This window comes from Luteimonas sp. A611 (genome assembly GCF_054072715.1).
This window is the reverse complement of the sequence record NZ_JBSVRP010000001.1, coordinates 2091769-2103994: the sequence shown is the minus strand read 5'-3', so window position 1 is coordinate 2103994 and position 12226 is coordinate 2091769. Positions and strand designations below refer to the sequence as shown.

11 protein-coding genes are annotated in these 12226 nt (G+C 68.6%); 8 read left to right on the top strand and 3 right to left on the bottom strand.

Features of this window, described 5'->3' with window-relative positions; translation table 11 throughout:
• Window positions 1-306: a ribosome assembly RNA-binding protein YhbY gene (gene yhbY, locus ACW5EG_RS09410; RefSeq protein ID WP_457019607.1), complete on the bottom strand. Its 306-nt coding sequence runs from the start codon at window positions 304-306 to the stop codon at window positions 1-3.
• A gap of 132 nt (window positions 307-438) precedes the next feature.
• Between yhbY and rlmE the strand changes: the two genes are divergently transcribed.
• From rlmE to ACW5EG_RS09390, 4 genes are all read left to right on the top strand, one after another.
• The gene (gene rlmE, locus ACW5EG_RS09405; RefSeq protein WP_457019605.1) at window positions 439-1086 is read left to right on the top strand and encodes a 23S rRNA (uridine(2552)-2'-O)-methyltransferase RlmE; all 648 of its coding nucleotides are present in this window, start codon (window positions 439-441) and stop codon (window positions 1084-1086) included.
• Window positions 1049-3031 carry an ATP-dependent zinc metalloprotease FtsH gene (gene ftsH / locus ACW5EG_RS09400; RefSeq protein ID WP_457019603.1) on the top strand — a complete coding sequence of 661 codons (1983 nt, stop codon included), beginning with the start codon at window positions 1049-1051 and terminating at the stop codon, window positions 3029-3031. The genes rlmE and ftsH overlap by 38 nt, the downstream gene beginning before the upstream one ends.
• 258 nt (window positions 3032-3289) lie before the next feature.
• On the top strand, window positions 3290-4189 hold the full coding sequence (folP, locus tag ACW5EG_RS09395; RefSeq protein WP_457019601.1) for a dihydropteroate synthase: 900 nt from the start codon (window positions 3290-3292) through the stop codon (window positions 4187-4189).
• 55 nt (window positions 4190-4244) lie between these two features.
• On the top strand, window positions 4245-4511 hold the full coding sequence (locus ACW5EG_RS09390; protein ID WP_457019600.1) for a DksA/TraR family C4-type zinc finger protein: 267 nt from the start codon (window positions 4245-4247) through the stop codon (window positions 4509-4511).
• A 1-nt stretch (window position 4512) separates the two neighbouring features.
• Here the strand turns inward: ACW5EG_RS09390 and ACW5EG_RS09385 are convergent, their stop codons facing one another.
• Window positions 4513-5616, bottom strand: coding sequence for a tetratricopeptide repeat protein (locus ACW5EG_RS09385; protein WP_457021321.1), 1104 nt, complete (start codon window positions 5614-5616; stop codon window positions 4513-4515).
• A 164-nt stretch (window positions 5617-5780) separates the two neighbouring features.
• On the bottom strand, window positions 5781-6275 hold the full coding sequence (locus ACW5EG_RS09380) for a hypothetical protein (RefSeq protein ID WP_457019597.1): 495 nt from the start codon (window positions 6273-6275) through the stop codon (window positions 5781-5783).
• Between ACW5EG_RS09380 and ACW5EG_RS09375 the strand changes: the two genes are divergently transcribed.
• The 4 genes from ACW5EG_RS09375 (at window position 6267) to ACW5EG_RS09360 (ending at window position 11589) form a co-directional block, all read left to right on the top strand.
• A complete protein-coding gene (locus ACW5EG_RS09375) occupies window positions 6267-7055 on the top strand; it encodes a hypothetical protein (RefSeq protein WP_457019596.1) in 789 nt (262 codons plus the stop codon). The genes ACW5EG_RS09380 and ACW5EG_RS09375 overlap by 9 nt on opposite strands.
• A gap of 299 nt (window positions 7056-7354) precedes the next feature.
• Window positions 7355-8155: a spermine/spermidine synthase domain-containing protein gene (locus ACW5EG_RS09370; RefSeq protein ID WP_457019594.1), complete on the top strand. Its 801-nt coding sequence runs from the start codon at window positions 7355-7357 to the stop codon at window positions 8153-8155.
• Between the two features lie 64 nt (window positions 8156-8219).
• Window positions 8220-10265 (top strand): prolyl oligopeptidase family serine peptidase, encoded by a 2046-nt coding sequence (locus ACW5EG_RS09365; RefSeq protein WP_457021320.1) that lies wholly within the window; start codon window positions 8220-8222, stop codon window positions 10263-10265.
• A 100-nt stretch (window positions 10266-10365) separates the two neighbouring features.
• The gene (locus tag ACW5EG_RS09360) at window positions 10366-11589 is read left to right on the top strand and encodes an MFS transporter (protein ID WP_457019886.1); all 1224 of its coding nucleotides are present in this window, start codon (window positions 10366-10368) and stop codon (window positions 11587-11589) included.
• The last annotated feature ends 637 nt before the right edge of the window (window positions 11590-12226 follow it).

The following is a 12226-nucleotide window of genomic DNA, read 5'->3' as shown; positions in this document are numbered from 1 at the left end:
TCAGGCGCGGGGCAGGACGATCTGGCGCCTGTCCTTCGAAGGGCGGTACAGCACCGCCACGTGGCCGATCCGCTGTACCAGTGCGGCGTCGACGCGGCGCGCGATCTCGCCGATCAGCTGGTCGCGTCCCTCGCGGTCGGCCGCGGCCACCTTCACCTTGACCAGTTCGTGGTGTTCCAGGGCGCCGTCGACCTCGGCCACCAGCGCGTCGGTCACGCCCTTGCCACCCACCTGCAGCATCGCGTTGAGGTCGTGCGCTGCCCCGCGCAGGAAGCGGTTCTGGGCGGCGGTCAGGGCGATGGACATCGGGAATTCGGCGGTGGACAGGGGATGCGCAGGGTATCATGCCGCCCGCACTCCCTTCCCGGGGCTGCGTGCGGCACGACCGCACCCACGGCCCCACCGGCCCTCCTCCGCAAGCGGGAGGGGAAGAACGTCATGGCGACCCGCAGCAAGAGCAGCCAGCGCTGGCTGAAGGAACACTTTTCCGATCCCTTCGTGAAGAAGGCCCAGGCCGAGGGCCTGCGCTCGCGCGCGGCCTACAAGCTCGAGGAACTGGTCGAACGCGACCGGCTGCTCAAGCCGGGCATGCTGGTGGTGGACCTGGGCGCCGCGCCCGGCGGCTGGTCGCAGTGGCTTCGCCAGGAACTCGATCGCCTGGACCCGGCGCGGGCCGGGCGCGTCATCGCCGTGGACATCCTGGAGATGCCGCCGCTGGCGGGCGTCGAGTTCCTTCATGGCGATTTCAGGGAGGATGCGATCTTATCGAGCCTTGAGATTCTCCTGGCCGGGCAGCCCGTCGACCTTGTGTTATCCGACATGGCCCCCAACAAGAGCGGTATGGACGCGGTCGACCAGCCGCGTGCGATCTACCTGTCCGAACTGGCGATGGATTTCGCCGATCGCCACCTCAAGCCGGGTGGCACGTTCCTGATCAAGCTGTTCCAGGGCGTGGGCTTCGACGATTTCGTGCGCGACCTGCGCAAGCGCTACGCGAAGGTCGTGGTCCGCAAGCCCGCGGCCTCGCGCAAGCGTTCGCCGGAAGTCTATGCGCTGGCGCAGGGCAAGCTGGCGGCAATCAAGTAGCATCAACCCCATTGGAGTCGCGGAAATCCCGATGAATGACCTGGTGAAAAACCTCCTGCTGTGGGCAATGGTCGCCGTGGTGCTGATGCTGGTGTTCAACAGCTTCAATCCAGGCACCGGCGCGACCAGCGAAGTGCGCTACTCGCAGTTCATGGAGCAGGTGCGTCGCGACCAGATCAAATCGGTGAAGATCGCCGAGGACGAGAAGTCGATCGAATTCGTCACCAAGGGCGGCGAGAGCGGCACCGTGATCGCGCCGCGCCGCGACGAAGGCATGATGAACGACCTGATCAACCACAAGGTCGAGATCCAGGCCGCGCCGCCCTCGAGCGGCCCGTCGTTCATCTACATCCTCATCAACCTGCTGCCGGTGGCGCTGATCATCGGCTTCTGGTTCTTCATGATGCGGCAGATGCAGCAGGGCGGCGGCAAGGGCGCGATGTCCTTCGGCAAGTCGCGCGCCAAGCTGCTCAACGAGGACCAGACCAAGGTCAACTTTGCCGACGTCGCCGGCTGCGACGAGGCCAAGGAGGAAGTGTCCGAGCTGGTCGAGTTCCTGCGCGATCCGTCGCGCTTCCAGAGGCTGGGCGGCAAGATCCCGCGCGGCGTGCTGATGGTCGGCCCGCCCGGCACCGGCAAGACGCTGCTGGCCAAGGCCATCGCCGGCGAGGCGAAGGTGCCGTTCTTCTCGATTTCGGGTTCCGACTTCGTGGAGATGTTCGTCGGCGTCGGCGCCAGCCGCGTGCGCGACATGTTCGAGCAGGCCAAGAAGCACGCACCGTGCATCATCTTCATCGACGAGATCGACGCGGTCGGCCGCCATCGCGGCGCTGGCCTCGGCGGTGGCCATGACGAGCGCGAGCAGACGCTCAACCAGCTGCTGGTCGAGATGGACGGCTTCGAGGGCGGCGAGGGCGTGATCGTGGTCGCCGCGACCAACCGTCCCGACGTGCTCGATCCGGCCCTGCTGCGCCCCGGCCGCTTCGACCGCCAGGTGGTGGTCGGCCTGCCGGACGTGCGCGGCCGCGAGCAGATCCTGCAGGTGCACATGCGCAAGGTGCCGCGTGCCGACGACGTCGAGCCGATGGTGGTCGCGCGCGGCACCCCTGGGTTCTCCGGCGCCGACCTCGCCAATCTGGTCAACGAGGCGGCCCTGTTTGCCGCGCGCGAGAACGCCAAGGAAGTGCGCATGGAGCACTTCGACAAGGCGCGGGACAAGATCCTGATGGGTGCCGAGCGCCGCTCGATGGCCATGAGCGAGGAAGAGAAGACCAACACGGCCTATCACGAGGCCGGCCACGCCATCGTCGGCCGCCTGGTGCCGGACCACGACCCGGTCTACAAGGTCACCATCATCCCGCGCGGCCGCGCGCTGGGCGTGACCCAGTTCCTGCCTGAGGGTGATCGCTACAGCTCCACCCGCGAGAGCCTGCACAGTCGCCTGGCGACGCTGTACGGCGGACGCGTCGCCGAGGAGCTGATCTTCGGCACCGATAAGGTCACCACCGGTGCGTCCAACGACATCGAGCGGGCCACCAAGATGGCCCGCAGCATGGTCACCAAGTGGGGTCTGTCTGACCAGCTCGGTCCGGTCGCCTATGGTGAGGAAGAGGACGAGGTGTTCCTGGGGCGTTCAGTCACGCAACACAAGAGCGTGTCCGACGAGACCGCGCGCAAGATCGACGAGGAAGTGCGCGACATCCTGGACAACGCCTACAACCGCACCAAGGCGATCCTCACCGAGCACCTCGACAAGCTGCACTCGATGGCCAAGCTGCTGCTGGAGTACGAGACCATCGACGTGCCGCAGATCGACGCGATCATGGAAGGCCGCGATCCGCCGCCGCCGATCGGCTGGACCGAATCGGGCAAGGGTGGCGGCAAGGACGGTGACGGCGATTCGCAGCCGCTGCCGCCGATCGGCGGGCCTGCTGAGCAGACCTGACTGCCTGTCCGCTTCGGCGGATGCCCGGGTCACTGGATGGATTGAACGAGGGCGCCGGGCAACTGGCGCCTTCGCGCTTTGCGGGATTCGGCGAGCCGCCGTTGCCATTCTCGGTCAGGAGCGCGTGCCGATAGCTGGGTGTCCCGGGTGCACCCCTGTCCTCGCGAACGCCGAGGCGTCAGCCGGCTCTTCCGCTGCACTCGGGCTGACAAATCGATAGGCTTGTCCGGATTCCCCACTCCCAACTCCCGGCTCCCGATGTTCGACACCGCTCCCCAGCTTGACTGCGCCGGCCGCGTCCTGCGCCTGGACCGCACCCGGATCATGGGCATCGTCAACGTCACGCCCGATTCGTTCTCCGACGGTGGCGCGCATTTCGACATCGACGCGGCCGTGGCGCATGGCCTGCGGCTGGCGGCGGAAGGCGCGGACATTCTCGATGTGGGCGGGGAATCGACCCGGCCCGGTGCCGAAGAGGTGCCGCTGGACGAGGAACTGCGCCGCGTTGTCCCCGTGATCGAGCGGCTCGCGCGCGAAACGGACCTGCCGATCAGTGTCGATACGTCCAAGCCCGAAGTCATGCGCGCTGCGGTCGGGGCGGGCGCGGGCATGGTCAACGACGTGTACGCGCTGCGGCGCGAAGGCGCACTCGACGCGGCGGCCGCGCTGGGTGTTCCGGTGGTGCTGATGCACATGCTCGGCGAGCCGCGCTCGATGCAGGATGCGCCCGACTACGACGACGTGGTCGGCGAGGTCCACCGCTTCCTTGCCGAGCGAATCTTCGTCGCCGAGATGGCGGGCATCCCCAAGAAGCGCATCGTGGTCGACCCGGGCTTCGGTTTCGGCAAGACCACCGGGCAGAACCTGCAGCTTCTGGCGCGGCTGGAGCGTTTCCTCGAGCTCGGCGTGCCGGTGCTGGCCGGGCTTTCGCGCAAGCGCACGATCGGAGAGTTGACCGGGCGCGAGTTGCCGCGCGAGCGCGTGCATGGCTCGGTGGCGGCGCACCTGGTGGCCGCGCAGCGCGGCGCCCGCATCGTGCGCGTGCACGATGTCGCGGCGACCGTCGATGCGCTCAAGGTCTGGCAGGCCGTGGCCGAGGTGCCGGAGTTGCGCAAGGCGGGCAGCGCGCCCGAAATCAGCTGGCCCGACGGGATCTGAACGCCGGATGCGGTAAACAGGCCGCATCGGCATTGTGTGGACGATGGAGGACGTGATGGCCACGGGCTGGGCGGGTGACGGCGCGGTGCAGGACCAGATCGACGCGACCGTGAAGGACGGCATCAAGCGCGCGCGCAGCCAGCTGCCGCAGGGGCCTGCGCGTCTGCACTGCGAGGAGTGCGACGCGCCGATTCCCGAGGCGCGGCGGCAGGCCATGCCCGGCGTGCGGCTGTGCATCGCCTGCCAGGAGGCCGAAGAGCGCGACGAGCAGGAACACAGCGGCTACAACCGGCGCGGCAGCAAGGACAGCCAACTGCGCTGAGCTACAGCCCCTTGCGGGCAAGCTGGTCCAGCTTGGCCTGGTAACGCTGCGCCGTACTGCGGCTGGCAAGCGACTGCGCGCGGCGCAGGGCATCGCCCGCCTTGCGGTATTGACCCAAGTGCAGGTAGGCGCGGGCGAGCCCGTAATGGAACTGGTGTTCGCCGTCGTACAGGGCGATCGCTCGCCGGTAGCCCTTCGCTGCGCTCGCGTAATCCCCCTGCGTTTCGTCTTCGGTCGCCAGCAGGAAGTGGTGGAACGGGTTGCGGCGCTGGATCCTGTCGATCCTCCTGCGCAACTGGAGTTCCTCGCTCCGCTCGCCGCGGGAGGCGTGCAACGCGGCGAGGTTCATCAGTGCCCCCTCGTGCGTGCTGTCCAGATCCAGCGTCCTGCGGAAGTCGCGCTCCGCATCGTCCTTCCTGCCTGTACGCAGCGCCATGACGCCGGCGTTGTTCCAGGCGGCCGGGTAGCTGTCGTCGGCGCGGAAAGCCGCGGCCATGTAGTCCCCGGCCTGTACATACTGGCCGCGTGCCAGCAGGCCCGCGGCCCGATTGGTGTAGAGGATCGCCAGCAGGCGCGTGTCATCGATCTGCCGGGGTGGTTCGCCGCTCAGGATGCTGTCGCTGGCCACGTCGACCGTATAGCGGTGTCCGCCTGCGCGCATTCCGGCATTGACGTGGTTGCTGAAGTAGAGGGTGTCGCCCTCGCGGTACCAGGACAGGATCCGGTTGATCTCCTGGCCGTAGGCGTCGATGCCCGCCTCACGCGCGAGTGCGATCGTCAGCAGGGTAAAGCTCAGGCAGTTGGCCTTGCGCGTCTGCCACGCCTCGGTGACGGTGTGGTCGGCGTCGTGCTGGTAGCTCATGCCCAGGCCGGCAGGATCGAACAGGAAGCGGACCAGCCGGTTGAGGCGCTGCTGGTCGGAATTTCCACCTGGCACGATGACCTGCGCATGCAAGGCTTCGCGCAGCGCTGGCGGGATGGCGAAGACTTCTTCGGCCTGCGGCGGCGGGGCAGGCGCCGGTGCGGGCGGTGGTGGCGTCGCGACGATTGGCGCAATGGCCAAGGCGATGCCGAGCAGCGATGCGAACATGACGAGGCCTCCCATGTCCCGCGCGTTCCCGGAGTGTACGCCTGCGCCAGTGAGGCGGTTGCTGCACTGCGGCGCACATGGGCTGCAGCGTACTCGCCGCTTGTGCGGGGGTGCTGGCGGGCCGTTTGCACGCTACGTGGGCCAGCACTTGCAGACGGGTCCGGTACTGCCGGTCTCCGTCAGTTCAACAGCTGCAGCCCCAGGATCACGCCCAGCACAGCGGCCAGGACGGTGTAATTGCCGCCCTCGTCGCGACGACCGTACTGCGAGCGGCCGTGGTAGCCGTCCTCGTAGCCGCGCTCGAAGCCCTGGCGGAAGTAGTGGGTGTACTGGTCTTGTGCGATGTAGTGGCCGTTGTAGCCATAGCTGGCATCGACGTAGCCATGGCTGTCCCGGTAGTCGTAGCGCCAGCCGTCGTCGCGGTCGGCGCGCCCGGCGCGCAGGCCTTCGCTGTAGCCGTGGCGAACGGCATCGCGCATCAGGTCGGCGCCGTAGCGGTTGGTCTGGTGCCAACGGCCGCCGTAGTTGTAGCGATAGCTGGCGGGCGTGTGGAAGTAGGGGTCGCGCGCGTAGTCGTAGGACGTGTTCCGCCAGCGGCGCTCCTGGTCGCGCAGGCGCGCGTGATAGTCGCGCTGGTAGCGGTACTGGGCCATGCGCCGCTGCTGTTGCAACATGCGACCGCGCTCGGCGTGGCGCTGCTCGGCCATCCGCTGCTGGCGCTCACGGTCATGGCGAAACTGCTCGGCACGCTGGCGCTCGGTGCGGATCAGGCTTTCCTGTCGCTGACGGTCGATGCGGTTCGAGACATCGCGGCCGCGGTCGTCGCGACGCGGCACCTCGACCTGCCCGCGCCGCGGCTCGGGTCCGGCGATGTCGCGCCGCGGCGATTCGATGCGCTGGCGCTGCTGGCGTTCGCGTTGCTCGCGCTGCACCTGGTCGCGCTGCGCCTGGCCGCGACGCGCATCGTCGCGCTGCGCCAGCTGCAGGCGCCGTGCTTCGCCGCCGGTCTCGCGCCGCGGAGACTCCGATCGCTGCGCCTGCTGGCGCCGTTGCGCTTCGGCGCGGTCGCGCTGCTGTCCGTCCCGGACTGCCTGCCCGCGCTGCGCCTGTTCCCGCTGCGACGCCTGCTGCCGTCTTGCGCCCTCGCGCTGCGACGCCTGGAGCTGCTGGCGTCGCGCGCTCTCGCGCTGGCCTTCGGCTTGCGCCTGCTGGCGGGCGCGCTGCTGCCGCGCATCGTCCTGTCGTGGTGTGGTCGCGTCGCGCTGGCGTCCCGCCTGCTCGCGCGACTGGCCTTGGCGCGGCTCCGAGACGGCGCGCTGCGGCTGGCGCGATTGCGCCTGCGGCCTGTCTGCGGCTTCGCGCCGGTCCGGCGCTTCAGTGCGGCGCGACTCCTGGTTGCGCTGCGTGCGCTGTTCGCGGCGCTCGCGTTCGCGCTCCTGCGCCAGCGCCGGTAGCGCCGTCACCAGGGCCAGGCCAAATACGAGCGCGGTGTGCAGGATGCGTCGGGAGGTGAGCTGCTTCATCGTCGGACCCCTGCCGACACCCCGTCGGCACAGGGCATAGTGTTGACCCGGCGGCAATGAACCGCTTCTGAGGATTCCCCTGCGGATTCAGCGCCGGGACGGCGAAACCGGTTCCAGTTGAACGATGCGGCAACCATCCGCAGCGGGCGTGTCAACGCTTGGCACCGCGGTGCGTGGCGATGGCTTTCGGTTAGTCTTCCGCGCGGATCGAACCGGGAGCAGGGAAGTCCATGACGCAGGGGCATACACGCTGGTGGGACAAGTGGCGCGCGCGTTTTCGCGGCCCGCCTGACGCGCCCGCGGCCAGCGCCACTCAGACCGCGCGCGTCAAGCGCGGCTGGCGCTACACCGAACTGCAGTTCGCAGGTGGCGTGTCGCAGAGCCGGATGCGCACCTTCCAGCCCGGGCACCTGCTCATCGACTACACCCGCACGATGATGGCGGCCCTGCTGTTTCGCCCGCAGCCCGCGCTGATCGGCATGATCGGGTTGGGTGGCGGCTCGCAGGCGAAGTTCTGCCACAGCCATCTGCCCGATACGCGACTCGAGGTGGCCGAGAACAACCCGCAGGTGCTGGCGCTGCGCCGCAGCTTCCGCGTCCCGGCGGACGATGCGCGGCTGCAGGTGATGCTGGCCGATGGCGCGCAGTTCGTGCGCGAGCGGCGCGGCTGCCTGGACATCCTGCTGGTCGACGGCTACGACGAAACCGGAATTCCCGCTGCGCTGTCGAGCCAAGAATTTTACGACGACTGCCGCGACGCGCTGGTGCCCGGCGGCGTGCTCGCCGGCAACCTGTATGCCACCGATTTCCGCAACCATGTGCGCAAGCTGCAGCGCAGCTTCGGCCGCCAGCGGGTGCGGGTGCTGGAGGAGGCGCGGCAGAGCAACCGCGTGGTGTTCGCATGGAAGGGCGATCCATTCCCCGGCGGGCGCATCGACCTGCCGGCCATCGTCGCCCGCATGCCACCTGCAGCGGGGCGTGAACTGGCCGAAGTGTTCACCCGGGTGGCGCTGGCCTGGCAGAACGGCTGACGGTCTTGCCATCACGGCTTTGCCGCGCGAAAGTCTCCGGCTTACGCCAGAAGGGGACTCACCGATGCGTCGAACGATCTCGCGGGCCGCAGGCCTGTTGCTGCTGCTTGCGCTGGCCTGGCCGGCCCTTGCGGCCAACGCCGGGCTGACGCTCGAACAGGTGGCGAAGACCCGCAGCGTCACGCGCGCGGAGATCAGTCCCGATGGCCAGCACGTGGCCTACGTGCTGTCGGTGCCGCGCGAGCCTGGCGTGGACGACGATGGCCCGGCCCGCGCGGAACTGCATGTGGCGACGCGCGAGGGCGCCAGCCGCGGCTTTGTCACCGGCAAGGTCAACGTGGGCGGCGCGGAATGGCTGCCCGACAGCCGCTCGCTGGCATACCTGGCCAAGCGCGAAGGCGACGACACGCGCACCCTGTACCGGATCCCGGTCGATGGCGGCGAATCGGTCGCGATCGCGAAGCTGAAGTCCGACATCACCGCCTTCAGTCTGTCGCCGGACGGGAGCCGCGTTGCGCTGCTGGCGTCCGAGCCCGAGAGCGACGCACTCAAGGCGCTGAAGAAGAAGGGCTTCAGCCAGAAGGTCTACGAGGAGGACTGGCGGCCGGTGCAGCTGTGGATCGCAGAGGTGGGCGACGTGGCTGCGCAGCCGCGGCTGGTGGAGGTCGAGGGCAGCGTGCAGTCGGTGCAGTGGAGCCCGGGCGGTGACCGCCTCGGCCTGACCGTCGCGCCGCGCCAGCTGACCGACGACACCCTGGTGTTCACCCGCGTACGCATCGTGTCGCCCGAGGGGCGGGTGCTGGGCACGGTCGACAATCCCGGCAAGGTGGGTGGCCTGTCGTGGAGCCCGGACGGGGCGCACCTGGCCTTCATTTCTGCCGAGGACAAGCACGACGCGCAGCAGGGACGGCTGTTCGTCGTGGGCCGCGATGGTGGCGCCTGGCGCGACCTGCTGCCGGGCCTGCCCGGGCATGTGGTGGACGTGGAATGGCGTGACGCGGCCACCCTGCAGTTCCTCAGCTACGAGGGCGTGCAAGCGCGTCTGGGCGAGATCGGCGTCGACGGTGGCACGCAGCGCACCGTGCTGGCGGCGGAGGGCCCGGTCTGGAGTGGATTCAACCGCTCCAGCGGCGGCGACATCGCGCTGGTCGGCAGCACGCCGGCGCACCCTTCCGAAGTCTTCCTGATGCCTGCCGGCGCGACCGCGCCGCAAAGGCTGACCCACAGCAATCCCTGGCTCAAGGACGTAAGCCTGGCGCGGCAGGAAGTGATCCGCTACGCCGCGCGTGATGGCCTGGAGATTGAAGGCCTGCTGGTGCATCCGCTGCAGCGCCGCGGCAATGCGCGCGTGCCGCTGATCGTGGTCGTGCACGGTGGCCCGGAGTCGCACTACACCAACGGTTGGCTGACCTCGTACGCGCAACCGCTGCACCACGCCGCGGCGCAGGGCTATGCGGTGTTCCTGCCGAACTATCGCAGCAGCACCGGACGCGGGGTGGAGTTCTCCAAGAAGGGCTTCGGGCGGCCGGGCATGGAAGAGTTCGACGACGTGGTGGATGGCGTCGACCACCTCGTGTCGATCGGCCTGGTCGATGGCGACAAGGTCGGCATCACTGGCGCCTCCTACGGCGGCTACGCCAGCGCCTGGGGCGCGACCTACTACAGCGAGCGCTTCGCCGCGTCGGTGATGTTCGTGGGCATTTCCGACCAGGCCAGCCTCGTTACCACCGGCGACATTCCCTGGGAACAGAACCTGGTGCACATGGGCAGCTGGCCCTGGGAAGATCCCGAGCTGTTCCGCAAGACCAGTCCGATCACCTATGCGCAGCAGTCGAAGACGCCGACGCTGATCCTGCACGGCGAAGCCGATCCACGCGTGCCGGTGATGCAGTCGTACATGCTCTACCGCTACCTCAAGCTCGCGGGCCAGGCGCCGGTGCGGCTGGTGCTGTATCCGGGCGAAGGGCACGGCAACGCGCGTGCGGCCTCGCGCTACGACTATTCGCTGCGGCTGATGCAGTGGATGGATCATTATCTCAAGGGTCCGGGCGGCAAGCCGCCAGCCTACGAACTCGACTACGCGTTGCCGGCTGCGGGCGCGAAGAAGTGAGTCGACCCCGCTCCCGCACGGGTGCCGCGGCGTGAGTGCGGCGGTGCAGCCGGGCGTATACGCGACCGGCGCGGCGAAGCGACGCGTGCTGCTGGCCAGCATGATCGGCACCACGATCGAGTTCTTCGATTTCTACATCTACGCCACGGCGGCGGTGCTGGTGTTCCCGCACCTGTTCTTCCCGCCGGGCGACCCGACCACCGCGACACTGCAATCGTTTGCGACGTTTGCGCTGGCGTTCATTGCGCGGCCGTTCGGGTCGGCGTTGTTCGGGCATTTCGGCGACCGGGTCGGACGCAAGGCGACCCTGGTTGCTGCGTTGCTGACCATGGGCGTGTCGACCGTGCTGATTGGCCTGCTGCCGACCTATGCGCAGGCGGGGATCGTCGCGCCGCTGCTGCTGGCGCTGTGCCGGCTGGGGCAGGGCGTGGGCCTGGGCGGCGAGTGGGGCGGGGCCGTGCTGCTGGCCACCGAGAACGCGCCGCCAGGCAAGCGCGCGTGGTACGGCATGTTCCCACAGCTCGGCGCGCCAATCGGTTTCCTGCTTTCGACCGGCGTGTTCCTGGCGCTGACCCACTGGATGAGCGATGCCGACTTCCTGGCCTGGGGCTGGCGCATTCCGTTCCTGGCGAGCGCGGTGCTGGTGCTGGTCGGGCTGTGGGTGCGGCTGCGCATCACCGAGACGCCGGACTTCCAGCGTGCGGTCGACCGCGACGAACGGGTACGGCTGCCGATGGTGGCGGTGGTGCGCGACCATCCCTTCGCACTGCTCAGCGGGACGTTGGCGCTGGTGGCGACGTTCGTGCTGTTCTACCTGATGACGGTATTCGCGCTGAGCTGGGCGACGTCGAAGCTTGGGTATTCGCGCGAGCATTTCCTGCTGCTGCAGATGCTGGGGGTGCTGTTCTTCGCGCTGACGATTCCGCTGTCGGCGTTGTACGCGGACCGGTTCGGAAGGCGCAACGCGATGATCACGGCGACGGTGCTGATCATCGCGTTCGGGTTCCTGTTCGCGCCGCTGCTGGAGTCGGGCAGCGATTGGGGTGTGCTGGCTTTCCTCGCGCTGGGGCTGGGCGCGATGGGGCTGACCTACGGGCCATGCGGCACGATCCTGGCCGAGATGTTCCCGACCGCGGTGCGCTACACGGGCGCGTCGTTGGCGTTCAACATGGCCGGCATCATTGGCGCATCGCCGGCGCCGTACATCGCCACGCGGCTCGGTGAGCGTTACGGACTCGCCTCGGTGGGGTGGTATCTCGCGGCGATGGGGGTGTTGACGCTGCTTGCGTTGCTGGTGGTGCGTCGGGATCCGGCTGCTCGCTAGGGTTGGTCGGAAGCAGCCGCGTTCCTCGATGAGTTGAAGCAGGGCGCCGTGTCAGAGCCTATGTGGCGTGCCCGTTGTGGCTCGTCTGGTGAAAGGCGGGGCCGCGCCTTCGGGCCGGGCCGCGGCAGGCGGGGTGTATCACGGCCGGCTCGGTCGCACATCCATGTGCGACTCGCCGGCGCGGCCATCCATGGCCGCTCCCGCGATACACCCCGCCTGCCGCGTCTGTCGCGCGTCTGGATTGCATTCTTCGTCGACGAACTGCTCTTTCAATGCTTGCGACAGCTGGAGGCAGGCGTCGGCGCGTTTGTAGGAGCGGCTTCAGCCGCGATCGTCGTGGCGGGGCGCGTGGCGTCTGCGATCGCGGCTGAAGCCGCTCCTACAAGGGCAGGCGTTGAATCGCTTCCGGAGGTGGAATCCCGAAGCAGCGAGGCTGTAGCGCCCCGAGGGGGAGGTGGCGCAAGTGGCACATGGATGTGCCACGGCCGCGAGTGCGGACATGGATGTCTGCCGAGCGGTGCGTCACCTCCCCTCGGGGCGCTGCGGCCCCTTCCGAAGGCGTGCTCCCGCACCGTTTCCAGCACCAGTTGGATCCGGCAAGTTGAAGCCGACACGGCCAGGACCACCCGAAAGCCAT